Source organism: Aeromicrobium sp. EU05-FHT14F07 (assembly GCF_058790455.1).
This window is the reverse complement of the sequence record NZ_JBYTCR010000019.1, coordinates 39401-62962: the sequence shown is the minus strand read 5'-3', so window position 1 is coordinate 62962 and position 23562 is coordinate 39401. Positions and strand designations below refer to the sequence as shown.

General features: G+C 74.2%; 24 protein-coding genes. 15 read left to right on the top strand and 9 right to left on the bottom strand.

Annotated elements, in window-relative coordinates; genetic code table 11:
- The first annotated feature begins 58 nt into the window (after positions 1–58).
- On the top strand, positions 59–673 hold the full coding sequence (locus AC3WRM_RS15585; protein ID WP_492249386.1) for a TetR/AcrR family transcriptional regulator: 615 nt from the start codon (positions 59–61) through the stop codon (positions 671–673).
- A gap of 263 nt (positions 674–936) precedes the next feature.
- On the opposite strand, the gene AC3WRM_RS15580 is transcribed toward AC3WRM_RS15585, so the two are convergent.
- A complete protein-coding gene (locus tag AC3WRM_RS15580) occupies positions 937–1428 on the bottom strand; it encodes an inorganic diphosphatase (RefSeq protein ID WP_492249387.1) in 492 nt (163 codons plus the stop codon).
- Positions 1429–1526: 98 nt separating this feature from the next.
- Between AC3WRM_RS15580 and dacB the strand changes: the two genes are divergently transcribed.
- The 7 genes from dacB (at position 1527) to AC3WRM_RS15545 (ending at position 8199) form a co-directional block, all read left to right on the top strand.
- The gene (dacB, locus tag AC3WRM_RS15575; protein ID WP_492249388.1) at positions 1527–2930 is read left to right on the top strand and encodes a D-alanyl-D-alanine carboxypeptidase/D-alanyl-D-alanine endopeptidase; all 1404 of its coding nucleotides are present in this window, start codon (positions 1527–1529) and stop codon (positions 2928–2930) included.
- A 42-nt stretch (positions 2931–2972) separates the two neighbouring features.
- Complete coding sequence (locus tag AC3WRM_RS15570; protein ID WP_492249389.1) at positions 2973–4184, top strand: peptidoglycan-binding domain-containing protein; 1212 nt, start codon at positions 2973–2975, stop codon at positions 4182–4184.
- A 62-nt stretch (positions 4185–4246) separates the two neighbouring features.
- Positions 4247–4864 (top strand): hypothetical protein, encoded by a 618-nt coding sequence (locus AC3WRM_RS15565; RefSeq protein WP_492249390.1) that lies wholly within the window; start codon positions 4247–4249, stop codon positions 4862–4864.
- A gap of 80 nt (positions 4865–4944) precedes the next feature.
- Positions 4945–5187, top strand: a complete 243-nt coding sequence (locus AC3WRM_RS15560; protein WP_492249391.1) for a hypothetical protein — start codon at positions 4945–4947, stop codon at positions 5185–5187.
- A gap of 3 nt (positions 5188–5190) precedes the next feature.
- Positions 5191–6429, top strand: coding sequence for a cupin domain-containing protein (locus AC3WRM_RS15555; RefSeq protein WP_492249392.1), 1239 nt, complete (start codon positions 5191–5193; stop codon positions 6427–6429).
- Between the two features lie 7 nt (positions 6430–6436).
- Positions 6437–7342, top strand: a complete 906-nt coding sequence (locus AC3WRM_RS15550; protein WP_492249393.1) for a sucrase ferredoxin — start codon at positions 6437–6439, stop codon at positions 7340–7342.
- Between the two features lie 41 nt (positions 7343–7383).
- The gene (locus AC3WRM_RS15545; RefSeq protein WP_492249394.1) at positions 7384–8199 is read left to right on the top strand and encodes an exonuclease domain-containing protein; all 816 of its coding nucleotides are present in this window, start codon (positions 7384–7386) and stop codon (positions 8197–8199) included.
- On the opposite strand, the gene AC3WRM_RS15540 is transcribed toward AC3WRM_RS15545, so the two are convergent.
- The 4 genes from AC3WRM_RS15540 to AC3WRM_RS15525 all read right to left on the bottom strand — a co-directional run bounded on the left by AC3WRM_RS15540 (position 8196) and on the right by AC3WRM_RS15525 (position 11638).
- Entirely contained in the window at positions 8196–9080 is an 885-nt protein-coding gene (locus AC3WRM_RS15540) for an alpha/beta fold hydrolase (RefSeq protein WP_492249395.1), read from the bottom strand. The two genes, AC3WRM_RS15545 and AC3WRM_RS15540, sit on opposite strands and share 4 nt — an antisense overlap.
- 72 nt (positions 9081–9152) lie before the next feature.
- Positions 9153–9962 (bottom strand): lysophospholipid acyltransferase family protein, encoded by an 810-nt coding sequence (locus AC3WRM_RS15535; protein ID WP_492249396.1) that lies wholly within the window; start codon positions 9960–9962, stop codon positions 9153–9155.
- On the bottom strand, positions 9959–10663 hold the full coding sequence (locus AC3WRM_RS15530) for a lysoplasmalogenase family protein (RefSeq protein ID WP_492249397.1): 705 nt from the start codon (positions 10661–10663) through the stop codon (positions 9959–9961). Before AC3WRM_RS15530 ends, AC3WRM_RS15535 begins: the two co-directional genes overlap by 4 nt.
- A gap of 9 nt (positions 10664–10672) precedes the next feature.
- Positions 10673–11638, bottom strand: coding sequence for a GGDEF domain-containing protein (locus AC3WRM_RS15525; protein ID WP_492249398.1), 966 nt, complete (start codon positions 11636–11638; stop codon positions 10673–10675).
- A gap of 125 nt (positions 11639–11763) precedes the next feature.
- Here AC3WRM_RS15525 and AC3WRM_RS15520 point away from each other — a divergent pair, with 125 nt between their 5' ends.
- From AC3WRM_RS15520 to AC3WRM_RS15510, 3 genes are read left to right on the top strand one after another with little or no spacing between them, the layout of a single operon-like run.
- Entirely contained in the window at positions 11764–12903 is a 1140-nt protein-coding gene (locus AC3WRM_RS15520; protein ID WP_492249399.1) for an acyl-CoA dehydrogenase family protein, read from the top strand.
- A 9-nt stretch (positions 12904–12912) separates the two neighbouring features.
- A complete protein-coding gene (locus tag AC3WRM_RS15515) occupies positions 12913–13674 on the top strand; it encodes an SDR family NAD(P)-dependent oxidoreductase (RefSeq protein WP_492249400.1) in 762 nt (253 codons plus the stop codon).
- Between the two features lie 33 nt (positions 13675–13707).
- Positions 13708–14475: an enoyl-CoA hydratase/isomerase family protein gene (locus AC3WRM_RS15510; RefSeq protein ID WP_492249401.1), complete on the top strand. Its 768-nt coding sequence runs from the start codon at positions 13708–13710 to the stop codon at positions 14473–14475.
- 102 nt (positions 14476–14577) lie between these two features.
- On the opposite strand, the gene AC3WRM_RS15505 is transcribed toward AC3WRM_RS15510, so the two are convergent.
- Positions 14578–15156, bottom strand: coding sequence for a TetR/AcrR family transcriptional regulator (locus AC3WRM_RS15505; protein ID WP_492249402.1), 579 nt, complete (start codon positions 15154–15156; stop codon positions 14578–14580).
- A gap of 113 nt (positions 15157–15269) precedes the next feature.
- On the opposite strand from AC3WRM_RS15505, the gene AC3WRM_RS15500 reads away from it, so the two are divergent.
- Positions 15270–18356, top strand: coding sequence for an AfsR/SARP family transcriptional regulator (locus tag AC3WRM_RS15500; protein WP_492249403.1), 3087 nt, complete (start codon positions 15270–15272; stop codon positions 18354–18356).
- Here AC3WRM_RS15500 and AC3WRM_RS15495 read toward each other — a convergent pair.
- A complete protein-coding gene (locus AC3WRM_RS15495) occupies positions 18340–19005 on the bottom strand; it encodes a CHAP domain-containing protein (RefSeq protein WP_492249404.1) in 666 nt (221 codons plus the stop codon). The genes AC3WRM_RS15500 and AC3WRM_RS15495 overlap by 17 nt on opposite strands.
- Positions 19006–19175: 170 nt before the next feature.
- Here AC3WRM_RS15495 and AC3WRM_RS15490 point away from each other — a divergent pair, with 170 nt between their 5' ends.
- Positions 19176–19757 (top strand): M23 family metallopeptidase, encoded by a 582-nt coding sequence (locus AC3WRM_RS15490; protein ID WP_492249405.1) that lies wholly within the window; start codon positions 19176–19178, stop codon positions 19755–19757.
- A 54-nt stretch (positions 19758–19811) separates the two neighbouring features.
- On the opposite strand, the gene AC3WRM_RS15485 is transcribed toward AC3WRM_RS15490, so the two are convergent.
- Positions 19812–20651 (bottom strand): NAD(P)H-binding protein, encoded by an 840-nt coding sequence (locus AC3WRM_RS15485; protein WP_492249406.1) that lies wholly within the window; start codon positions 20649–20651, stop codon positions 19812–19814.
- A gap of 80 nt (positions 20652–20731) precedes the next feature.
- Between AC3WRM_RS15485 and AC3WRM_RS15480 the strand changes: the two genes are divergently transcribed.
- Positions 20732–21163, top strand: a complete 432-nt coding sequence (locus tag AC3WRM_RS15480; RefSeq protein ID WP_492249407.1) for an Rrf2 family transcriptional regulator — start codon at positions 20732–20734, stop codon at positions 21161–21163.
- Positions 21164–21214: 51 nt separating this feature from the next.
- Here the strand turns inward: AC3WRM_RS15480 and AC3WRM_RS15475 are convergent, their stop codons facing one another.
- Positions 21215–21979 carry a TetR/AcrR family transcriptional regulator gene (locus AC3WRM_RS15475; protein WP_492249408.1) on the bottom strand — a complete coding sequence of 255 codons (765 nt, stop codon included), beginning with the start codon at positions 21977–21979 and terminating at the stop codon, positions 21215–21217.
- Positions 21980–22062: 83 nt separating this feature from the next.
- On the opposite strand from AC3WRM_RS15475, the gene AC3WRM_RS15470 reads away from it, so the two are divergent.
- Complete coding sequence (locus tag AC3WRM_RS15470; protein WP_492249409.1) at positions 22063–23514, top strand: MFS transporter; 1452 nt, start codon at positions 22063–22065, stop codon at positions 23512–23514.
- Positions 23515–23562: the final 48 nt, after the last annotated feature.

Genomic DNA, 23562 nt, shown 5'->3' with positions numbered 1-23562 from the left:
ACTATCGGTATCCGAGATCCGTGACCAGTGTCGCGGACCACGTCACAGGGAGGCAGCGGTGAGCGTCGACAGCGAGCGCAGCACCACGCGCGCGAAACGCCAGGCCCAGACCCGCGAACGACTCGTCGAGGTCGCGCGGGACCTGTTCCTCGCCGACGGGTACGCGGGCACCTCCCTCGACAAGGTCGCCGTCGCCGCCGGCTTCTCCAAGGGCGCCGTGTACTCCAACTTCTCCGGCAAGGAGGAGCTGTGCATGGCGGTGCTCGACACCATCCACGAGGAGCAGATCGAGGGCGTCGTCGCCGCGTTCACCGCCGACACCGACCTCGACGGACGGATCGACGCCTTCGCCGCCTGGGTGCGCGAGAAGCTCGGCAAGCCGCGTTGGACGGCCCTCGAGGTCGAGTTCGCGGCCGTCGCCCGGCAGAGCCCCTGGGTGGCCGGCGAGCTGGTCAAGCGCCACCGGATGCTCGTCGCGGCCAGCGCCGAGCTGATCGACCGCGTCGTCGCCGACGCCGGGCTCCGCCTCGACATCAGCGCCCACAAGGCCGCCGTCGCGCTGCTCAGCCTCGGCATCGGCCTCGGCGCCATGCGCTCGCTCGACGCCGACCTCGACGTCGACGTCTTCGCCGAGACGATGCGCGCGCTGCTGCGCAGCTCGACGTCGGCCTGAGGTCGGGTCTGGACGCGTGCCGGGCTCCTGCTGGTCGAGTCGTCAGGCCGGCGAGCGAGGTTTCCGCTGGTCGAGTAGCGGGCACGAGCGAGGCACGAGCGACGTGGCTGCGTATCGAGGCCATTCGGCAACGGCTCGGCGCAGGCTGGTCTATCCGGTCGGGTCTGGACGCTCACCGGGTCTCGATACAGAGAGACGCCTTCGGCGTGCACCACTCGACCTCCCCGAACCGCTCGGGCGCTGAGCGCCCTCGGGTTCGGTGATCAGTAACCCCCGTTGTCCTTGTAGCGCTGGAAGCTGCGCTCGATCTCGGCCTCGGCCTCGACGCGACCGGTCCAGTTGGAGCCCTCGACGGACTTGCCCGGCTCGAGGTCCTTGTAGACCGTGAAGAAGTGCTGGATCTCCAGGCGGTCGAACTCGGCCACGTGGTGGATGTCGCGCAGGTGCTCCTGGCGCGGGTCGGTCGCGGGGACGCACAGGACCTTGTCGTCGCCGCCGGCCTCGTCCGTCATCCGGAACATGCCGATCGCACGGCACGTGATCACGCAGCCGGGGAAGGTGGGCGACGGCAGCAGCACGAGCGCGTCGAGCGGGTCGCCGTCCAGACCCAGGGTGTCGTCGATGAAGCCGTAGTCGGCCGGGTACTGCGTGGCGGTGAAGAGCGTGCGGTCGAGGCGGATCCGGTGGTCCTTGTGGTCGACCTCGTACTTGTTGCGCTCCCCCTTGGGGATTTCCACGGTCACATCGAAGATCACGGGCCGGGCCTCTCGTGGGTTGCTGATCGTCCGAGCGAGGTGTCGCCGGGGCCGGACGGACCACCGGGCCTGCGCTCTGGGTGCATAGTCTGGCCCATGTGACGCGACGAGACCGAGGCAGGGTCGGGCTGCGGTGGCTGCTGGGCGCCCTGGTGCTCGCCGGCGCGCTCGTCGCCGCCGTCGCGTTCGGGTGGAGCACCGGACGGCTCAACTCGCTCGTCTGCGGGGGCGCATGCGGGTCCGAGGCGGTCGCGACCCCCGCCGGGCTCGCGCTCGACACCGTCCCCGAGCGCACCGCCCCCGACCCGGTCGTCACCCGACGGCCCGACCCCGACGCGGTGCGCGCCGCCGTGGGACGCCTCCTCGACGACCCCGACCTCGGCGGACGCGTCGGCGTGAGCGTCCAGGCACTGGACGGCACGTCGCTGCTCGACCGCGACGCGTCGGCGACCTTCGTGCCCGCGTCGACGACGAAGCTGCTCACCGCGTACGCGACGCTGTCCAGGCTCGACCCGACCGCCCGGTTCTCGACGTCGACCGTCCTGGACGGCGACCGGGTGGTGCTCGTCGGTGGCGGCGACCCGTACCTCGCCTCGACCCGACCCAGCCGACCCACGCGCGTCGACCGCGCCGACCTGCGCACCCTCGCGGGGCGCACCGCCGAGTCGCTGCGCGCTGCGGGGCGCACGACCGTGCGGATCGGCTACGACGCCGGCCTGTTCACGGGGCCGGCCGTCAACCCGACCTGGGAGTCCTCCTACGTCGCCGACCAGGTGGTCACGCCCGTCAGCGCCCTGTGGGCCGACCAGGGGGAGCGCGACGGCCTGCGCAGCACGACCCCCGCGCAGGACGCCACCGCGCGGTTCGCCGGCTACCTGCGCGACGCGGGCATCCGCGTGCGGGGCGACGCGACCCGCTCCGACGCCGGCTCGACGGCCCGGCCGCTCGCCGTCGTGCGCAGCGCCACGGTCGCGCAGGTGGTCGACGCCATGCTCGTGCGCAGCGACAACGAGGCCGCCGAGGTGCTGCTGCGGCACGTGGGGATCGCCGCGGGCGGTGCGGGCAGCGTCGCCGACGGGACCCGCGCCGTCGTGGCCACGCTGCGCGAGAACGACGTCCCGGTCAGGGGCCTGCGGCTGCGCGACGGCAGCGGCCTGTCGCGCGCCAACCGGATCGCGCCGGCCACCCTGGCCGGTGTCCTGCGTGCGGCGTCGGCGCGGGCGGCCACCGCCCCGCTGCTCGCCGACCTTCCGGTCGGCGGGTTCACCGGCACGCTCGCGAACCGGTTCGGCACCGACTCGGCCGGTCGCGGCCTGGTCCGGGCGAAGACCGGCACCCTGACGGGCGTGCACTCCCTCGCGGGCTACGTCACCGACCGCGAGGGCACGCCCCTCGTCTTCGCCGTCATGACCGACGACACCGAGGACGTGAACCCGTTCGTCACCCAGGCCGCGGTCGACGACGTCGCCGCCGCGCTCGCCGGCTGCTCCTGCGGCGGGTGAAGAACAGGCCTGTAGTTCACGCGTTCCCGTGGCAGGAGTGACGTGTGGGACGCAGGATGGGGGTTCCGCCGGGTGGGGAAGCCCGACGGGTCGAGGGAGATCATCATGCGCAGGCTCGGGCTCGCGTGTGTCGCCGCACTGCTGTGCGCGACCACGCTCACCGTCATCAGCGGCACCACGTCGACGGCGGCGTCGTCGACACCGGTGGCGTTCCCGTCGAAGCCGAAGGGGCTCAAGGCGCCCGTGACGCTGCCGAAGGAGGTCGACCCCGCCTCGGCGTACGTGCCGCAGGTGGCCTGCCAGCCGGGGACGCCGCGCGGCGTCGCGCTGACGCGTGACCTGGTCATGCGGACCTACGGCGTCGGCGGGGCCGGCAACACGGCCCGCAGCTGCACCGAGGGTGTCTCCGAGCACGCCGACGGTCGCGCGTGGGACTGGATGGTCGACGTCACGAAACCGGCGGAGCGGGCCGCGGCCGCGGACTTCCTGGCCTGGCTCACGAAGGACGGCGGCACGAACGCCCGACGGCTGGGCGTCATGTACGTCATCTACAACGAGAAGATCTGGGCGGTCTACCGGGCCAAGGAGGGCTGGCGGCCGAGCTCCGGCCACCGCGACCACGTGCACGTCTCGTTCAGCTGGAACGGCGCCCGGGGCACCACCAGCTTCTGGACCGGCAAGCTCCACCCGGTCGACTACGGCCCCTGCGCGCGGTACAGCGGCCAGCCCGGTGTCGTGAACGGCCAGGCGCGCACCACGCCCTGCCCCGCGCTCACCGCGCTCGTGCGCAAGACGTCGCGCAGCATCGAGGAGCTCGGCTCGCGGGCGTCGACCGTGCGCTCCGCGCAGACCGCGCTGGGCGTCAAGGTCACCGGCACGCTCGACGCGACCACGCGGTCCGCGCTGTCGCGCTACCAGAAGGCGCACGACCTGCCGCCCACGGCGACCCTCGACCAGCCGACCTGGTCCTCGCTCGTCCCGGCCAGCACGACCTGGGACGCCGCCGGCTCGATGACGTCCGCGGAGGCCGCCCGCTACGGCGCGAAGAACTACCCGACGACCCTCGGGTCGTGGGCCACGGGCAAGTCCGTGCTGGTGCTGCAGGTCGCGCTCGCGGTGCCGCGCGCCGATCGCAACGGCTACCTCGGGCCGCGGACGGTGGCCGCCGTCAAGGCGCGGCAGCAGGCGCTGGGTCGCCCGGTCACGGGTCGCTGGGCGAAGGCCGACTGGGCGGCGCTGGCAGCAGCCTCCTGACCTGCGACGACGTCGTCACGGTTGGACTGGTGCACGGCCGCCGCGCGCGCGACGATGGGTCCATGAGCGACGACCAGGTGCAGCGACCGGCCCGCGACGACCACGACGTCGACCGCAGCCACGGCAAGGACGAACGACGCTACGTGCCCTCCGAGGTCGACCCGAACCGGTGGGTCAAGCGGCTCGCGGCGGTGCTGGTCGGCGTGGCCGTGATCTACCTGCTCGCCCTCGTCGCGGGGGCGTTCTTCCCGCGGTGGTGGGCCCAGCGCGTCGCCGACCAGGTGAACGGCGACATCACGAGCGGCGTCCTGTGGGGCCTGTTCTACGGGTTCGTGTTCACCGTCGTGCCGCTGCTCGTCGTGGTGCAGCTGCGCCGGAGGTTCTTCAGCTGGACCTGGCGCGGGATCCTGCTCCTCGTGGCCGTCGTGCTGGCCGCCCCGAACTGGTTCACGCTGTCGATCGTCGTCGGCGCGGGCAAGGCGGCCCACGCAGGTGAGCGGATCCTCGACGTCGACGCCCCGGGCTTCCGCGTGGCCACGGCGATCGGGGTGGCGGGGGCGGTCGCCCTCGTCGTCATCCTCACCGTCACGGGTGCGCTCGCCCACCGTCGGAGGCGCCAGGTGCGCGACCTCAAGGGTCAGCTGCACGAGCGCGACGAGCGTCCTCAAACGGGTGCCTGACGCCGAGTTGCGACGTCCGCGCACGGTGCCAGGCTGGGTCTCGCGGCACCCGCCGCGTACCCGACTCGAGGAGGAACCTCATGAGCGAGCAGAACCCTGAAGGACCCGCTGACGGTGGCGCCGAGGGCACCCCGGGCGTGCAGGACGGTGGCGCCGACGGTGGCGCCGAGGGCCCCGCTGACGGTGGCGCCGAGGGCACCCCGGGCGTGCAGGACGGCGGCGCCGACGGTGGCGCCGAGGGCCCGGCCGACGGTGGCGCCGAGGGCACCCCGGGCGTGCAGGACGGCGGCGCCGACGGTGGCGCCGACGGCTCGGCGCACTGAGTCGTGACCACCACCGAGCAGGGCGGGTCGGCCGGGACGACGTCACCTGACGTCGCCCTCGGTCGTCCGGCCCTGCGTCGGCTGGTCGTCGACCCCGTCGGCTTCGCCGCCGACACGTGGGGTCGGGCGCCGCTGCTCACCCGCGCGGCCGACCTGCCCGGCGCGTTCGACGACCTCTTCGGCGAGACCGCGGTCGACGACCTCGTCTCCACCCACGGCCTGCGCACCCCCTTCCTGCGGGTCGCGAAGGACGGCAGCACGCTGCCCACCCGCTCCTTCACCTCGGGCGGCGGCGTCGGCGCCGGCATCGCCGACCAGGTCGACGACACCCGGCTCACGGCGCTGTTCGCCGACGGTGCGACCCTCGTGCTGCAGGCCCTGCACCGCACCTGGCCCCCGGTCGTGGCGTTCGCCCAGCAGCTCGTCGCCGACCTCGGCCACCCCGTCCAGGTCAACGCCTACGTGACGCCGCCGCAGTCGCGCGGCTTCGACGACCACTACGACGTGCACGACGTCTTCGTCCTGCAGATCTCCGGCGCCAAGCGCTGGCGCATCCACGCCCCCGTGCACGAGGCGCCCCTGCGCGACCAGCCCTGGACCGACCGCCGCGAGGCCGTGCGCGCCGAGGCGGAGCGGGAGTGCCTCATCGACGAGGTGCTCGAGCCCGGCGACGTCCTCTACCTGCCGCGCGGCACGCTGCACGCCGCCACGGCGCTCGGCGACGTCAGCACGCACCTCACCTTCGGCGTCCACACCTGGAACCGCCACCACCTCGCCGAGGAGGTCGTCGCCGCGGCGCTGTCCGCCGTCGCCGACGACCCCGACGTGCGCACGTCGCTGCCGCTGGGCGTCGACGTCGCCGACCCCGACGACCTCCACGCCCACGCCGAGCTGGTGCGCGACCGGCTGCTGGCCGCTGTCCGCGCCGTGCCCACGGACACCCTCGCCGCCGCGCTCGGGGGGCGCGACGGCACCTCCGGCCGGGCCGCTCCGATCGGGCCGCTGGCGCAGCTGCGCCTGGGCCAGGACCTCACGGACGACACGGCCCTCGTCCTGCGCGGCAGCCTCGCCGCCCGCGTGGCGGACGGACGCCTGCGCGGCCGAGGCGTCGACGTCGACGTCGCCGACCTCGAGGCCGACGTGGTCCGCGGGCTGCTCGACGGCCAGGTGCTGACCGTCGCCCGCCTCGGGCACGAGGCCGCGCGCCGGCTCGTCGCCGCGGGCGTGCTCGTGGCGGCCTGAGCCGCCCGTGGCCGACCTCGACGACCTCTGCGCGGCGCGTGCCCGCGTGCGCGCCGACCCCCTCCCGGGCACGGCGCTGCACGTCCGGCGGCTGCTGCTCGTCGAGCACCAGGGCCCGTGGCCCTTCCACGCCCTCGAGTCGGAGGGGCTCGACCCTGACGTCGTGGCCCGGCTCGTCGAGGCCACCCGGGAGGCGGGAGGCCGGACGGTCCTGATCCGTCGGCCCGGGCGCCGGACCGACACCACCGGTCCGCGGGCGTGGGCCGTCGTCGACGTCCCGGCCGGGCGGCTGCGCTGGGGCACCTGGACCGAGCCGGCCGACCTGCTCGACTCGTGCCCCGTGCTGCGCGAGCCCGCCGACCACGACGGCTGGACCGACGAGTCGGCCGTGCTGGTGTGCGCGCACGGACGGCACGACACCTGCTGCGCCGTGCGCGGCCGACCCGTGGCGGCCGCGCTCGCCGAGCGGTTCGGCGACGCGGTGTGGGAGTGCAGCCACGTCGGCGGCGACCGGTTCGCGGCGAACGTCGTGGTCGTGCCCGACACCACCTACTACGGCGGGCTCGACGACGACACGTCCCTGGACGTCGTCGCCGAGCACCTCGCGGGGCGCGTGACCCCCCGGGCGCTGCGCGGGAGCAGTGCCATGCCACCCGTCGCACAGGCCGCCGCGGTCGCCGTGCACGAGCGATGGGGCCCCGCCGGCCCGCGCGACGTGCGGTGCGTCGCGGTCGACGCTCTCGCCGACGACCGCTGGCGGGTGCGGCTGGCGTGCGACGGCCCCCTCCCGGCCCGGGTCGTCGCCGACGTGCGCGCCGTGCAGCGGGAGGCCGCCGTCCTCACCTGCCAGGCCCCTCGGGCGACGTCGGCCCGGGCGTTCGTGGTCGACGCGTTGGAGCCCGACGGCCGGTGAGCCTCCCCGGAGTTGTCCGTCCCGCCACCTAGCGTCGGGGCGTGCGCACCAACCGGTTCGAGGGCTTCTGCACCGCCTGCACCCTCCACGTGCTCGCGGGTGCCGGCCGGCTCACCGGCACGCCGGGCGCCTGGCGCACGTGGTGCGTCGCCTGCGCGCCCCGTCCGCCGGCGCGAGGCGGGCACGACGGGTGGCACCGGCTGCCGCTCGCCTCGCTCGACCTCGAGACCACCGGCACCGACGCGCTGCACGACCGCGTGGTGAGCTTCGCGCTGCTCGACGAGCCGGGCTTCGAGATCACCGGCCTCGTCCGCCCCGGCGTCCCCGTGCCTGAGGCGGCAGCCGCCGTCCACGGCATCACCGACGCCATGCTGCAGGACGCCCCGACCTCGGCCGAGGCGCTGCCCGTCGTGCTCGACTGGCTCGCCACGGTCGTCGAGCGTCGGGTCGGGCTCGTGGTCTTCAACGCCTGCTACGACCTGTCGATGCTGCGGGCCGAGGCGCGTCGGCACGGGCTCGCGGAACCGGACTGGGAGCGGCTTCTCGTCGTCGACCCCTACGTCGTCGACTGGGGGATCGAGCGCGGTGCGCTGGGTCGTCGTCGCCTCGGCGACGTCGCCGCCTACTACGGCGTCTCGCTCGACGGGGCGCACGACGCCACGTGCGACGCCGTCGCCGCACGGCAGGTGGCGGTCGAGCTGGCCGCCCGTCACGCCGACGTGGGCACGCTCGACCTCGAGCAGCTCATGCACGCCCAGCGCGGCTGGTATGCCGAGCGCGCGGAGGACTGGAACGCCTACGCCCGGCGGGTCGGTCGCGACCTCGACGACCCCGCCGGATGGCCGCTGGTCGGCTAGGCGGACGGAGGGGCGGACGTGCCCGGCCGCCGGCCAGGCGTCTCACCCCGCACGCGGGCCAGGATCGCCGTCGCGGTCGCGTCGGGCGCCTGCTCCGGGATCCAGTGGGTCACGCCCTGGAGCACCTCGTACCGGTAGTCGGCGCTGACGTGCGCGCCGCAGGCGTCGGCACCGGCCCGACCGATGGCGAGGTCGTCGTCGCTCCAGACGAAGGTGGTCGGCACGTCGACCGACGGCAGGCCTGCCAGGTCCGGCGTCATCGCCCGGTACCAGGCGAGCGCCGCGGTGAGGGCCCCCGGCTGCTGCAGGTGCGCGACGTACGCGTCGACCAGGTCGCGCGGCACGACGTCCTGGTACATGGCGCGGAGTCGTCGGGCGTCGTCCGCGAGCAGCAGGTCCTCGGCCGTCCCCTCCTGGCGGAACAGACCGATGTAGGAGCCGCGCTCGCGTGCGTCGGCGTCGTGGGCCAGTGCCGCGTTGTAGGCGGCCAGGTGCGGCACCGAGAAGGTGGTGAGCGTCTCCAGCCGGTGGCCGTGGTGGGCGGCGACGTACCAGGCGACGGCGGCGCCCCAGTCGTGCCCGACCAGGTGGAAGCGGCCCAGCCCCAGCGCGTTGGCGAGGCTCACGACGTCCTGCGCCAGCCGGTCGGTGGCGTAGGCGGCGACGTCCGTCGGCCGGGCGCCCGGGGAGTAGCCCCGCTGGTCGGGGGCGACGACGCGCAGGCCGGCGTCGGCGAGCGCGGGCACCACGGACGACCACGAGAGCGAGGTGGTCGGGAACCCGTGCAGGAGCACGACGGGAGTCCCGTCCTCCGGCCCGGCGAGCCGGACGTCGAACGTGAGGTCACCGACCGCGACGGCAGTGGTCTCGGAGAAGGCCATGAGCACATCGTGGCGCACGACGGGGGACTGCGCGCCTCCTCGTCCCCAGGACACGCGGACGGGATGGGCGGCTCAGTCCGAGGGTGCCCCCGCCCGCTCCAGGGCCGCGCGGTCGAGCGCGGCTCCGGTGGCCACGTCGGGCGCGGTGCCGCCCCGGTCGGCGTGGACCCACCAGCGGTCGGCGTCGGACCGTGGGCGCTGCGGGTAGTGCTCGACGGCATCGTCGAGCAGCCGCTCCAGGGCCTCGCGCAGCCGTGCGGTCAGCTCCGCCACCGACTCGTCCTCACGGGGCAGCAGCGGCTCACCGAGCACGACGTCGACCGCCACCCCGCGGCGCAGGGTCCGCCGTCCGTCGACCGTGAGCAGCCGGTGCCCGCCCCACACGACGCAGGGCACGAGCGGCACGACGGACCCCGTCGTCCGGGTGGCGTGGAGGGCGAGGGCCGCTGCCCCCGGCTTCAGCCGCTTGACGCGGAACGAGCGCGAGATCGTGGCCTCGGGGAAGACCCCCACGACCTCGCCCGACGTCACCAGGCGCCGGGCGTGGCGGTACGCGCTCGCGCCCGTCCAGCGCTCCACCCGCACGTGGCCCATCGCCCGCATCAGCCAGCCCACGACGGGAGCGTCGAAGACCGAGGCCTTGCTCATGAAGCGCACCAGTCGTCCCCGCCGGCGCGCCGCCCACTCCAGCAGCACGAAGTCGAGGTAGCCGGTGTGGTTGGCGGCCAGCACCGCGGCGCCGTCGCGCGGGAGGTGCTCGAGGCCGCGGGCGCGCAGGCGCACGCCCCAGCCGCGCAGCAGCAGCGCCCCGGCGCGGTTCACCCAGCGGTAGGTCCGGTCGCTGCGGGACGCTCGCGCGGCGGGGGTCGGGTCGGGTCTCACGTCGAGGGTTCGCCGCTGGGCCGTCGAAGGACGGGGCTGCTCGCGAGCGGGCCGCTCGACACCCGGAGCGCACCCGCCGTGAGCAGCGCTATCGCCGCGCCGTAGAGGACCATGACGGCCACCGACACCGGGGCCGTCCCCGGGTCCACGCGGCCCGCCTCGCCGAGGGCGATCAGGCCGTCGGAGACGAGGAACAGGGCCCCGCCGGCACCCGCCAGCCGGTCGACGCACGAGGACGTGACGGCGGTCGCGAGCAGCAGCACGGCGTAGACGGGCACGACCGGCCGCAGGTCGGCGGCGAGGCTGCCCCACGCCCACGCGACGAGCACGACCCCCGCCAGGACGTACGCGGACACCAGCAGGGCACGGGGACGGCGGTCGCGGACCGCGCCCGCGCGGACGAAGAGCGCGACGAAGCAGACGTGGGCGGCGGCGAACGACGCCATGCCGGCGACGAACAGGCCGTCGACCTCGAGCAGGAGGTCGCCGCCCAGGCACAGGACGAGCGCTGCCACGAGCAGCCTCGGGCCCCGCTCGGCGAGGACCCACGCCACGAGGACGGGCGCCAGCAGGCACTTCGTGACGCTGTCCCACGGGGCCAGGTCGGCGGCCAGGAGCACCAGGTGCACGGCCAGCACGGCGACGAACGCGACCAGGTACGGGGTCGTTCGCCACCCCTCGCCGCTGTGCCGCTCGTCCATCGGCGCAGGCTACCCGGCGGCGGAGTCGGGCCCTCGACGCGCCGTGCGGCGGGCCCGCTTGTCCTCGTACATCGACTGGTCGGCGCGCTGGAACGCCGCGTCGACCGGCTCGTCGCCGGGGAACACGAGCGACCACCCGAAGGAGGCCTCCACACCCTCGCGCTCGAGCGCGTCGCGGTAGCGCCGCAGCGTCCGGTTGAGCAGCCGCGGCGACACGTCCTCCACCAGGACGACGAACTCGTCGCCGCCGTACCGCGCGATGGTGTCGTGCTCGCCGCGGGCCCTGGTCAGCGCGAGCGCGGCGCGCTGCAGGAGGGTGTCGCCCGCGGCGTGCCCCTCCCGGTCGTTGACCTCCTTCAGCCCGTCGAGGTCGCACAGCACCACCGCCGCGAGGTCGCCGTAGGCGCTGGCGCGGACCGCGGCGTCGGCGAGCACGGAGTCCCAGCCGCGTCGGTTGACGAGGCCGGTGAGCGCGTCGGTCTGCGCCAGGGCCTCCGCCGTGCGTCGCTCCCGGTCGCCGCTCTCGGCCCGGCGGGCGAGCGACAGGTGGGCCCCGAGCAGGTCGCCGAGGACGGCGAGCAGCTCGGCGTCGACCTCGGCGCCCTCGAGCGGGTCGACGCCCAGGCCGCAGAGCATGCCGAACATCTCGCCCTGGCGGTCCCGGATGGGCACGCCGGCGTAGCTGCGCGTGGCCCCGATGCGCAGGTCGCTGTACTGCGGGTGCGTGGTGACGTCGTCGACGATCGCGTCGGCTCCGAGGTCGAAGGCCCGGTGGCAGTAGGACTGGTCCCACGGCCGGCGGTCGCCGACCGCCACGAGGGTGCCGCTCGTCGTGTGCAGGAAGACCTGCTCGGCCTCGATGCGCCGGTTCACCGACCAGTCGCTGATCGGCGTGCTGCGCCTCAGGTAGTCCACGACACGGTTCGCGACGGCGCTGAAGGTGTCGGTCCCCGTGACGGGGGAGAGCGGCTCCATGGCCTCCATCCTGTCAAGATTCCGGCGGTCCGCCGGGCAAGTCGACGGAACCAGTACCAGGAAGAGAGCGACAGTATCCGTCCTGGTACGCTCGCGGTGTCGTCCCCGTCGCCGGAAAGGTCGCCATGCCCGCCGATCGTCTGATGCCGACCTCCGAGTCGGCCGACCTCATCGCCCTCACGCGCGAGCTCGTCGACGACAAGCTGCGCCCGCGGGTCGACGAGGCCGAGCGCACCGCGACCTTCCCGCGCGACGTCTTCGCGCTGCTGGGTCGCGCCGGTCTGCTCGGCCTGCCGTACCCCGAGGAGCTCGGGGGCGGGGGGCAGCCGTACGAGGTCTACCTGCAGGTCGTCGAGGAGATCGCGTCGGCCTGGGCGGCCGTCGGCGTCGGGGTGAGCGTGCACGCGCTCTCCTGCTTCGGCCTGTTCGAGGCCGGCACGGACGAGCAGAAGCGGCGCTGGCTGCCCGACATGCTCGGTGGCGAGCTGCTGGGCGCCTACTGCCTGTCCGAGGCCCATGCCGGCTCCGACCCGGCCGCCATGCGCACGAAGGCGGTGCGCCAGGGAGACGACTACGTCATCAGCGGCGCGAAGGCCTGGACCACCCACGGCGGCCAGGCCGACTTCTACAAGGTCATGGCCCGCACCAGCGACGACGGAGGCCGGGGCATCTCCTGCTTCCTCGTGCCCGCCGACGCTGACGGGCTCACCGCCGACGTGCCCGAGCAGAAGATGGGCCTCATGTCGTCCACCACGGCCACCATGCTGTTCGACGGCGTCTGCGTGCCCGCCGAGCGACGCCTCGGGGCCGAGGGCCAGGGCCTGCCCATCGCCCTCGCGGGCCTCGACGCCGGGCGGCTCGGCATCGCCGCGGTCGCCGTGGGCGTGGCCCAGGGCGCCCTCGACGCCGCCGTCGCGTACGCCAAGGAGCGCGAGGCGTTCGGCCGGGCGATCATCGACCACCAGGGGCTCGGCTTCGTGCTGGCCGACATGGCCGCGGCCGTCGACTCCGCGCGGGCCACCTACCTGCACGCCGCCCGGCTCAAGGACGCCGGACGTCCGTACGGACGGGCCGCGTCGGTCGCCAAGCTCGTCGCCACCGACAACGCCATGCAGGTGACCACCGACGCCGTCCAGGTGCTCGGCGGTGCCGGCTACACCAAGGACTTCCCCGTCGAGCGCTTCATGCGCGAGACCAAGGTCATGCAGATCTTCGAGGGCACCAACCAGATCCAGCGGCTCGTCATCAGCCGCCACCTGAAGTAGGAGAGAGACATGCAGCTCACCGGAACCTCCGCCGTCGTCACCGGCGGCGCCTCGGGCCTCGGCGCCGCCACGGCCGCCGAGCTGGCCGCCGCCGGTGCGGCCGTCGTGGCGGTCGACCTGGCGCAGTCCATCGAGCAGGCGCCCGACGTCGCCGGCGTCACGTACGTCGAGGCCGACGTGACCGACGAGGCGCAGGTGCGCAACGCCGTCGCCGCCGCGTCCGAGCAGGCACCGCTGCGCGTCGCGGTCAGCTGCGCCGGCATCGGCACGGCCGGTCGCGTGCTCGGCAAGGGCGGCCAGGGGATCCACGACCTCGGGCTCTTCGCGCGCATCGTCAACGTCAACCTCGTGGGCACCTTCACCGTGCTCGCGGTCGCCGCCGAGGCGATGGCCGCCACGGAGCCGCTCGAGCACGGCCAGCGCGGTGTCGTCGTCAACACCGCGTCGATCGCCGCGTTCGACGGCCAGATCGGGCAGGCCGCGTACTCGGCGAGCAAGGGCGGCGTCGTCGGCATGACCCTGCCCACAGCCCGCGACCTCGCGCAGTACGGGATCCGTGTCAACACGATCGCGCCGGGCATCATCGACACGCCGATGCTCGCCACGGTCGGCGAGGAGATCCGCGCCGCCCTCGCGAAGGGCGTGCCGTTCCCGCAGCGCCTCGGCCGTCCCGACGAGTACGCCCAGCTCGTCCGGATGATCGTCGAGCACGACTACCTCAACGGCGAGACGATCCGCATGGACGGCTCGTTGCGGATGGCCCCGCGATGAGCGGGACGCGCGGCTGACCGGGACACTGACGCCATGACTGATGCCCCCGTCCTGCTCACGGTCGACGACGGCGTCGCCCACGTCGAGCTGAACCGTCCCGCCGCGTCGAACACGATCGACCTGCCCTTCACGGCGGCGTTCGCCGACGTGCTCACCCAGGTGCGCGACGACGACGCCGTGCGCGTCGTGCTGCTCACGGGTCGGGGTCGGATGTTCTGCGCGGGTGGTGACCTCGGCGCCATGGACGCGGCCGCCGACTCGTCGGCCTTCCTGCAGGAGCTCGCCGACGCGCTGCACGTCGGTGTCCGGCTGCTCGACGGGCTCGAGAAGCCGGTCGTCGTGGGGGTGCAGGGTGCGGCCGCGGGGGCCGGTCTGTCGCTCGTGCTCGGGGGAGACCTCGTGGTGGCGGGGCGCTCGGCGGCGTTCGTCACCGCCTACACGTCGGTCGGCCTGACGCCCGACGGCGGGCAGTCGTGGCTGCTGCCGCGCGTCGTCGGGCTGCAGCGCGCGCTGGAGCTCACGCTGACGCCGCGTCGGCTCTCCGCGGAGGAGGCGCAGGAGTGGGGGATCGTCACGCGGGTCGTCGACGACGAGGCCGTGGTCGACGAGGCGCAGGCGCTGGCCCGGCGGCTGGCCGACGGTCCCGCGCGGGCGCTCGGCCGGGCGCGGCGGCTGGTGCGGGGCTCCTTCGAGACGTCGCTGTCGGACCAGCTCGACCGCGAGGCGCGCACCATCGCCACATCGGTCGCGGAGCCCGAGAGCGCCGCCCTCATCACGCGGTTCCTCTCCCGCGACCGCTAGGACCCCTCCCCTCCCCCTCCTTTCCCCGCGTTGTGTGGGGTTGACGACGGTTTTCCGCGGAGATTCCGTCGCGAACTCCACAGAACGCGGCGAAAGGAAGGATCAGTCGGAGCGGGTGGCGTGGTCGACGAGCACGGCCAGCTGGTGGAAGGCGGCGGCGTCGTCGAGGCCGGTGTCGGCCTCCACGGCTCCGCGGTGGATCGCCTCGAGCACGAGCCCGGCGACCGACCCGACGAAGCGTGGGTCGAGCCGACGTCGACCCGAGGCCTCCACCAGCTCCTTGACCCGCTGGGCGGCGAGTCGGACGTTGTTGCGGTAGACCTCGCGGGCAGGCTCGTAGGCGTCGAGGTCGGCGAAGTAGGTGGGGCCGGCGGGTGCGAGCTCCTCGGCGATGGCGTCGAGGTAGACGCTGATCCGTCGGCCGCGGTCGGGCTCGGCCGCCACCCGCCGCTCGACGGCGTCGGTCGAACGTCGGAAGGACTCGCGCACCGTGGCCTGGATGATCTGCTCCTTGCTCGGCGCGACGACGTAGAGCGTCGTCTTCGAGCAGCCGAGCCGGCGGGCGAGGTCCTCCAGGCTGAACGCGAGGAAGCCCTCGGCGTGGAACAGCGGGATCAGCTCGTCGAGCAGCGCCTGGCGGCGCGCGTCGTCACGAGCGGCGACGCTCGTCGGTCGGACCATGCCCCGACCCTACCCCGCGCCAGTACCGGAGAGCGCCCGCCAGTACCGACGGGGCGTCCCAGGGAGCGGATCCGCACTGGGGCGACGGGGCGACATGCGGCTAGGGTCCTGCCGTGGACTCCTCGGGGGACAGGGTCGTGCTGACCGTGCTCGCTGGGGTCGCGCTGCAGTGCGACGGCCGGCCGGTCGCGCTGTCGAGCCTCGAACGCGCCCTGCTCGCGGGGCTCGCCGTGGGCGCCGGGTCCTCGAGCGACACGCTCGTCCGCTGGCTCTACGACGACGACCCGCCGACGTCGGCCAGGAACCGGGTGCAGGCGCTCGTCTCGGGGCTGCGACGCAAGTGCGCCGCCCCGCTGGTGCGCACGGCGGCGGACGGCTACCTCCTGGACGACGGCGTCGACACCGACGTCGGTCGGCTGCGAGCGTGCCGCGCCCGTGCGCGGGCGCGGGCGCAACGCTCCGAGGTCGGCTGTCTCGACGACTTCCGTGCCGCGCTGGACCTGGTGCCCGAGGAGATCCTGCTCGACGTCCGCTCGACGTCGGCCGTCGAGCTCGAACGGACGCGCCTCGCGGCCGAGCGGCTCGGTCTGTGGGAGGAGCACGTGGCTGCGGCCGTCGCGCTCGGCCGGGCCGACACGGTCGTGGCCGATCTGGGGCTGCTGACCGCCCTCCACCCGTTCCACGAGGGCCTGCTCGCCCACTACGTGCTCGCGCTCGCGTCCGTCGGACGCCGTGAGCAGGCGCTGCGCGTCTACCGCGAGGCGTTCGAGCGGCTCGACGTCGAGCTCGGGGTCGAGCCGTCGGACCTGCTGGGATCCGCCCACGCGCGGGTGCTGGACGGCGACGTCGTCCCGGTCCGTGCGTCCGACGCCGTGGCGCTGCCCGGAGCCGAGAGCGCGCTTCGACGTCCGACGGCACCCCGCACGCTCCCGCGGCGCTCACCGGGCTTCGTCGGCCGCACGCGCGAGCTCGAGGCCGTGCTCGACGCCGCGCGGCACGTCGACGACGGACCGGTGGTGGTGCACCTGACCGGTCTGCCCGGGATGGGCAAGTCGACGCTCGCGGTCGAGGTGGGCCACCGCCTGCGCGACCGGTTCCCGGACGGATCGCTGCACCTCGACGCCGGTCGCACGCCGACCGGGCCGGACGCCGCGGCGGCCCTCGGCACCTTCCTGCGCCTGCTCGGCACCCACCCGGAGGCCGTCCCGGCCGACGTCGCTGAACGGGCCGCCCTCTACCGCAGCCTGCTGCACGAGCGTCGCGTGCTCGTCGTGCTCGACGACGTGGGAGCCGACGTCGCGGCGTCGACCCTGCTCGACCTGCTGCCGGCGTCGGCGGGCTGCATGGCCCTCGTGGTCTCGCGCCGTGAGCTGCCGTGGCTCGACGCCGACGTGCGCGTGCCGGTCGGCTCGCTCTCGACGGGCGCGGCGCGCGAGCTGCTCGTCCGCGAGCTCGGCAGGGAGCGGGTCGAGCGCGACCAGGCGGACGCCGACCGGCTGGTGGCCGCCCTCGGTGCCACGCCGCTCGCTCTGCGGCTCGCGGCGGGTCGCGCGCGGCAGCGTCCCGACGTCGCGCTGGGGCGCCTGGCCGACCGGCTGTCCACCGGGGACGACGGGACCATGGCCTCCATCGCGGCGAGCCTCGCGGAGGTGTGGGAGCAGCTGCCCGACGAGGTCCAGGAGGCGGCGCACCGCGTCGCGCGGCTGCGGCTGCCCGCGTTCAGCGCCTGGGTGCTCGGGGCGTTGCTCGGCGACGACCACGCGGGGGACCGCGCGATCGACGCCCTGAGCGCGTTGCACCTCGTCGAGCCCGTCCGGCACCTCGGGCAGACCACCCAGTTCCGGCTGCACGACGTCGTCGCAGGCTTCCTGCGCGGCACCGATGCCCACGACGACGACCCGTCGCCGGCGGTGCGGGTGGCGGAGCTGCTGCTCGACCGGGGACGTCCGGCGCACCGGGCCCACCCGACGCAACTCGTCCCGGAGCCCCCGGACCGGGCGCGCTCGGCAGCCTCGACCACGCCGTCGCACGGGGCTCGACAGGTTGGTGTTCGACAGGGTGGGGCTCGACAGGGCGGGGATCGGGAGACCTGGGACCGGACGTCGGCGGTGCGGTTCTTCGCGACGGAGAACGCGACGGCGCGCGTCCTGGCCGCGTCGTTGACCCACCACCGGCCCGACCTCGCCTGGCGGCTCCTGGTCCTCGTGGCGCCCGCGCACCACGGCGCGCCGGCCGAGGAGGAGTGGGTGACCTGCCTCGACCTCGTGGGCGGTGTCCTCGAGGCAGCCGCGTCCGACGACCTCGACGCGGCGACGGGTCGTGCGCACCTCGACCTGTGCCGTGCCTGGCACCTGCAGGCCCGGGCGTCGTCGTCGGAGCAGGCCGCGCAGCTGGCGGAGTCCGCGGCGGGCCGTCTGCTCGCCGCCGGCCACCCGCGTGCCGCGGCGGCCGCCCACGTGGTGACGGCGTCGGCCGCGCTCGCGCTCGGTCGTCGGGTCGCGGCCGTGGCGGCGCTCGACGCGGCGACGGAGGCGCTCGAGGGCGTGGACGACCCGGTCCTCGCCGGCTGGGTGGCGAACGGCCGGGGCACCGTGCACAACGACTACGACGAGAACGAGGCCGCCGCGGTGGCCTTCGCGCACGCGCGGGCCCTGCTCGAGCCGACCGCGGCCCGGGCCGGGTACCGGCAGGCCACGCTTGAGCTGTCGCGGTCGTACCGTCGCCTCGGTGTGCTGGGGGAGGCCCAGACCCTCATCCTCGAGGTGGTCGGCCTGCTCGAGGACGACGGGGACGACTACGACCGCGGGTACGTGCTGGACGCCCAGGCGGAGGTCGCGGTCGCGCTCGGCCGGGGTGCCGACGGCGTCGAGCTCGCGCGCAGCGCGCGGGAGTGGGCGGTCCGGTCGCGTGACGCGTTCGTCGCCGCGCGGGCTCGTCGCACGCTGGCGGGAGCGTTGCGTCTGGAGGGCCGCGACGCCGAGGCGGAGGTGGAGCTGCGGCTCGCGGTGGCCGAGCTGACGGCGCTGGGCCGCCAGCTCAGTGCTGCCGCGGCCTGGCGTGCCCTCGGCGCGCTGCTGCAGGACGTCGGACGTGCCGAGGAGGCCGCGGAGGCTCTCCGGCTCGAGCGGGAGGCCTCCGCGGCTGCTCAGGCGGTGGGCCCGCCTCCTGGCGCGGCCCCCGCCCTCACTCCACCGACGTGAAGCCGCGGAACGTCTTGTTGTTGATCGTCGGTCCGTCGGCGTCCCAGGGGTAGTACTTGAAGGCGATCTCGTCGCCGCCGACGTTGCCCTCGACGGTGTAGATCTTGTTCCCGTTGACGTCGACGACCACGCCGACGTGCCCGCCGGTTCCGCTGTTGTTCCTCCACACGAGCACGTCGCCGGGGAGCGGACGCGCGGTCGACGACGCCGAGAAGGCCTTGAAGCGCGAGCCGGTCTGGTCTGCCCAGCTCTGCGAGGCGGGGTAGGACCGCGGAATGGCCGGGAAGTCGTCCTTCGACGGAACGAGGCGGTTGGTCCAGGCCCAGGCGGCGAAGTACCCGCACCACTCGTCGCCGTTGTAGTCGTTGAACAGGTTCTTGTTCGTGTTGCTGCCGCCGTACTCGAACAGGTTGCGGTTCTCGACCGGCGTGCTGTTGCGCTTCGTGCCGTAGCGGTCGATGTACGGCAGGGGCTTGCCGAGCGCCCACATCGCGCGGTCCACCACGGCCTGGCGGTTCGCGGAGATCGCCGTGGCGGACGACGTGGAGCTGGTGCCGGCGGTGTCGGCGTGCGCGGACCCGGCGACGGCCGGTCCGGCGAGGAGGGCCGCTGTGGTGAGGGCCGCGGCGGCGAGACGGGTGCGCTTCATGAGGTGACCTCGGTTCGTGGGTGCCTGGCGACGCCGGTCGGCGCCGTGCCCGAGCCTGCCGGGGGCCGCTGCGAAGTCGCTGCGAACGACTCGGAGCGTGATCGCAGGGCTCGTCGACAGGCTCTCGGCATCGGTGCGACGGGGGTCGCGCCACGACACCAGGAGGACTGATGAACCGACGACGGACGATCGCCCTGACGGTCGCAGCGGCTGCGCCCGCGACCCTGCTGGCCGGCTCGCTCGCGGCTGCCGCCACCGCGGCACCCACCGCGAGCGAGGCGGCTGCGTCGCAGGCCCGGCCACCGCTGCAGGTGCCCTTCCGCTGCGGCGAGGCCTGGCCGGTGAAGACGTACAGCAACCACACGCCCAACCGTCTGGCGGTGGACTTCAACATCGCCGGGTCGTCCGACGCCGGGCGTCCCGTGCTGGCGAGCGCCTCCGGCAAGGTGATCGGCGTCTCGCAGCGCTTCTCGAGCTACGGCCACGCCGTCGAGATCGACCACGGGAACGGCTGGCGCAGCTTCTACGCCCACCTGCAGGAGAAGAGCATCACCGTCTCGGTGGGGCAGCAGGTCTCGCCGATCACGCAGATCGGCCGCGTCGGCAGCACCGGCAAGAGCACCGGACCGCACCTGCACTACGAGCAGCGCCAGGTGGTGGACGGGCGGTCGGTCCTGCGCCCGGTGATCCTCAACGGGCACGCGTTCAACTACGACAAGACGGACGCGCAGACGTTCACGCGTCCCTGCTGACCCGCTGCGCGCGCGGCGCCGTGGACTCCTGTCCCGGCGCCGCACGGTCGCGCGTCAGGAGACGACGTCCTCGAGCGGCCTCGCCGGACGGCCGGTGAGGTCCTCCACGGCCGAGGAGACGGCGGCGAGCCGGCCCTCGCGGATGGCCGTGCCGAACGAGGCGAGGAGCTGGGCGACCGGCGTCGGCAGCCCGGCCTGCTCGAGACCGGCGACGTAGGCGGCGTCGTCGACGTGGACGACCTCGACCGGCTCGCCCCGGCGCTGGGCCGCGAGCGTCGCGATGTCGTCGGCGGTGACCGCTCGCGGACCCGTGACGTCGAGGGCGACGTCGTCGAGCTCGGTGCTCAGGAGGGCGGCGACCGCCGCGGCGGCGCAGTCGGCGCGGGTCACGTACGCGGCGCCACCGTCGCCGGTGTTGGTGACGTGCTGGCCCGAGGCGGCCGCCTGCGCGACGGTGTCGGCCTGCATGTCGGCGTAGAGGTTGTTGCGCAGGAACGTCCAGCGCAGGCCGCTGTCCCGCAGGTCCTGCTCGGTGGCGCGGTGGTCGGGCGTCACGGCGGCGGGGTTGTCCTCCGTGGGTGAGGTGACCGACGTGTACAGCACGCGGCGCACGCCGGCGGCCTTCGCGGCCTCGATCGCACGACGCTGGCCCTCGACGCGGCTGCCGACGGCGTCGGTCGAGACGAGCAGCAGCTCGTCGACGCCCTCGAAGGCGGTGGCGAGGGTGGTCGGGTCGTCGAAGTCGGCGGCGCGCACGGTGACGCCGGGGCGGTCGATCTTCTCGGGGGAGCGCGTCAGCAGGACGACGTCGGACGCGTCGACCTGCTCGAGGAGGTGGTCGGCGGTGAGCGAGCCGAGCTGGCCCGAGGCTCCGGTGATGGCGTAGGTGGTCATGGTGTCCCCATTCGTGTGCAGAGTGATTGCGGTTGTTGTAACTATAACCACGCTGATGATGGATGTGCCAGACTGGGGGCATGGCCAGTCCGCAGAGCACCCAGTTCGCCGTGGCGGTGCACGTGCTCACCTACCTCGCCGGTGCTGGGGCGGGGCCGGGGTCGCGGACGGGTCGACTCGTCGGGGCCACCGAGCTGGCGGCCAGCACGCAGGTGACCGCCGTGCACGTCCGTCGGGTGCTCGCGCCGCTGCGCGAGGCGGGACTCCTGGCCTCGACGCCCGGTGCGCGCGGCGGCTGGCGGTTGCTGGTCGACCCCGCCGACATCCGGCTCGACACGGTCTGGCGGCTCGTGCGCGGCGAGGAGCCCGTGCTGGCGATCCACCTGCCCAGCCCCCGCTGCCCCGTGGGACGCAGCATCCAGGACGGTCTCACCCGGGTCGACGCCGAGGTCGCCCGAGCCACCGAGGCGACCCTCGCCCGCACGACCGTCGCCGACCTCGTCCCCCGCTGACCGTGACGTTTCGGCCCCGATCCGCCGCGGATCGGGGCCGAAACGTCACGCTCAGCGGGGTGGGGGAGGGGGGTGGTGGCCCGCTCGCAGGCTCAGGCCCGCGAGGAGGAGGTCGAGGCCGGCCCGGAACTGGTCGGAGTCGTCGTGGTCGGCGAACACGTCGACGATGGTGTGCAGGAACGGCCACTCGTCGGGGTCGAGCTCGCGCCACTCGGCCACGGTCCGGGCCAGGTAGTCCGAGCGCGTGGTGCTGCCGTCGACGACCTCCTCGGGCGGCTGCTGGCCGAGGTCGGCCGCGATGCCGATGACGTAGCCGATGACGGCCGACGCGGCGTTGAACGTCTCGAGCGGGTCCAGGCCCAGGCGGAGCACGTGCTGGCCGACCCGCTCGTAGTAGCGCAGCGAGTTGGGCTGCGACCCGGTGTTGCGCATGAAGTAGGCGCCGAGCCACGGGCGGTCGGCCACGGCGTCGAAGAGGGCGATCGCGGTACGGCGCAGGTCGTCGACCGGGTCGCCGTCGACGAAGCCGTCCGTGGCGTCGAGGACGCCCTCGAGGACGAAGTCGGCGGCGCGCTCGAGCAGCTCGTCCTTGCTCGAGACGTACCAGTAGATGCTGGCCACGCCGCCGCCCAGCCGTGCGGCGAGCGCGCGGAACGTCAGGGCGGGCTCGCCGGCCTCATCGAGGAGCCTGACCGCCTCCGTGAGGACGGACTCCATCGAGTGGGTGGTCCGGCTGCGCGGGGGCGGCTGACGTCGCGGCGGGCCGGGTGGGCGCGGCTGGCGGGGCGCGCCGGCGGCAGGTCGTCGGGGACTCACCCTTGCATCCTATCGAACGATGTTCTATCGTCTCGAACAGCGTTCGACAGTCGAACGCTGTTCGATGCTTCCGGAGGTGGCTCATGACGACCACGACCACAGCTCCGACGACCCGCACCTACCCCTCGCTGCGCGCCGCCTGGATCCCCCTCACCGCCCTCTGCCTCGCGTTCTTCGTCGAGATGGTCGACAACACCCTGCTGTCGATCGCCCTGCCCACCATCGGCCGCGACCTGCACGGCACCACCACGTCGCTGCAGTGGGTCACCGGTGCCTACGCCCTCACCTTCGGCGGCCTCATGCTCACCGCCGGGTCGGTCGCCGATCGCTTCGGCCGCCGCCGCGTGCTCCTCGTCGGGCTCGCTGCCTTCGGCACCATCAGCCTGGGCGCGCTGCTCGTCGGCTCGACGGCCGAGCTCATCGCCCTGCGCGCCGCGCTCGGGCTCTGCGCCGCCGCGATGGCGCCGATCACCAACTCGCTCGTGTTCCGCCTCTTCGACGACGAGGCGCTGCGGCGTCGCGCGTTCCCGATCATGATGATGGTCGGCATGGCCGGCTTCGTGCTCGGACCCGTGCTCGGCGGCACGGCGCTCGAGCACGTGGGGTGGGAGTGGCTGCTCGCCGTGAACGCGCCCATCGCGCTCGTCGCCTGGGTCGGGGTGCGCGTCGGCGTTGCCGCGGACCACGCCGACGACCTCACCGACGACGCGCTCGACCTGCCCGGTGCCGTGCTCAGCGTCGCCGCGATCGGTCTCGGCGCGTACGCCCTGACGAGCGGCGTCGAGCGCGGCTGGCTGTCGGCCGTCACCCTCGCCTGCGTGCTCGGGTCGGTCGCCGCCGCGATCCTCTTCGTCCGGCACGAGCGCCGCACCGCCTCGCCCATGCTCGACCTCGACGTCTTCCGCCGCGGCACGGTGCGCGGGGCGACGATCGCGCAGCTCGGCACCTCCGTCGCGATGACCGGCGTGATGTTCTCGCTCGTCCTGCACTTCCAGTACGCCTACGGCTGGAGTCCCGTCCGTGCCGGCCTGGCGAACCTGCCGATGATCGTCACGATGCTGCTGTCGAACCCGCTGACCGAGACCATGGTCAAGCGGTTCGGGCACCGCGTCGCGTGCCTCGTCGGCGCCGGTCTGCTCGCCGTCGGCCTGCTCGGGATGGGGTACGCCGTCGAGCACGGGTACCTCGCCATCCTCGTGGCGATGGTCGTGATGGTGATCGGCCTGCGCACCGTCATGATGACCTGCGCCGTCGCGCTGATCGGCGCGATGCCCGGCAACCGGACGTCGCTCGGCGCCGCGCTGAACGACACCGCGCAGGAGCTCGGCACGAGCGTCGGCACGGCTCTCGTCGGCACGCTGCTGGCAGCGCTCGTGGTGCAGGTCCTGCCGACCGGCGCGTGGACGCCCGAGCTCGTGGCGTCGTTCTTCCACGGCGAGCGGATCGTCTTCCTCGTGCTGGCCGTCGTGGCCGGCTCGATCGCCGCCTACGGCGCGAGCACCCTCACCGACTCCCACGAGACCGAGGAGGCCTGACCCCACCTCCCACCTCCCACCTGCGCTGAGTGTGACGTTTGCGGGCCC

Coding starts and splice junctions, on each gene's coding strand:
- AC3WRM_RS15565 (WP_492249390.1), top strand. CDS start 4,247: ATGAGCGACGACCAGGTGCAGCGACCGGCCCGCGACGACCACGACGTC.
- AC3WRM_RS15560 (WP_492249391.1), top strand. CDS start 4,945: ATGAGCGAGCAGAACCCTGAAGGACCCGCTGACGGTGGCGCCGAGGGC.
- AC3WRM_RS15540 (WP_492249395.1), bottom strand. CDS start 9,080: ATGGCCTTCTCCGAGACCACTGCCGTCGCGGTCGGTGACCTCACGTTC.
- AC3WRM_RS15530 (WP_492249397.1), bottom strand. CDS start 10,663: ATGGACGAGCGGCACAGCGGCGAGGGGTGGCGAACGACCCCGTACCTG.
- AC3WRM_RS15525 (WP_492249398.1), bottom strand. CDS start 11,638: ATGGAGCCGCTCTCCCCCGTCACGGGGACCGACACCTTCAGCGCCGTC.
- AC3WRM_RS15520 (WP_492249399.1), top strand. CDS start 11,764: ATGCCCGCCGATCGTCTGATGCCGACCTCCGAGTCGGCCGACCTCATC.
- AC3WRM_RS15515 (WP_492249400.1), top strand. CDS start 12,913: ATGCAGCTCACCGGAACCTCCGCCGTCGTCACCGGCGGCGCCTCGGGC.
- AC3WRM_RS15510 (WP_492249401.1), top strand. CDS start 13,708: ATGACTGATGCCCCCGTCCTGCTCACGGTCGACGACGGCGTCGCCCAC.
- AC3WRM_RS15505 (WP_492249402.1), bottom strand. CDS start 15,156: ATGGTCCGACCGACGAGCGTCGCCGCTCGTGACGACGCGCGCCGCCAG.
- AC3WRM_RS15495 (WP_492249404.1), bottom strand. CDS start 19,005: ATGAAGCGCACCCGTCTCGCCGCCGCGGCCCTCACCACAGCGGCCCTC.
- AC3WRM_RS15490 (WP_492249405.1), top strand. CDS start 19,176: ATGAACCGACGACGGACGATCGCCCTGACGGTCGCAGCGGCTGCGCCC.
- AC3WRM_RS15485 (WP_492249406.1), bottom strand. CDS start 20,651: ATGACCACCTACGCCATCACCGGAGCCTCGGGCCAGCTCGGCTCGCTC.
- AC3WRM_RS15480 (WP_492249407.1), top strand. CDS start 20,732: ATGGCCAGTCCGCAGAGCACCCAGTTCGCCGTGGCGGTGCACGTGCTC.
- AC3WRM_RS15470 (WP_492249409.1), top strand. CDS start 22,063: ATGACGACCACGACCACAGCTCCGACGACCCGCACCTACCCCTCGCTG.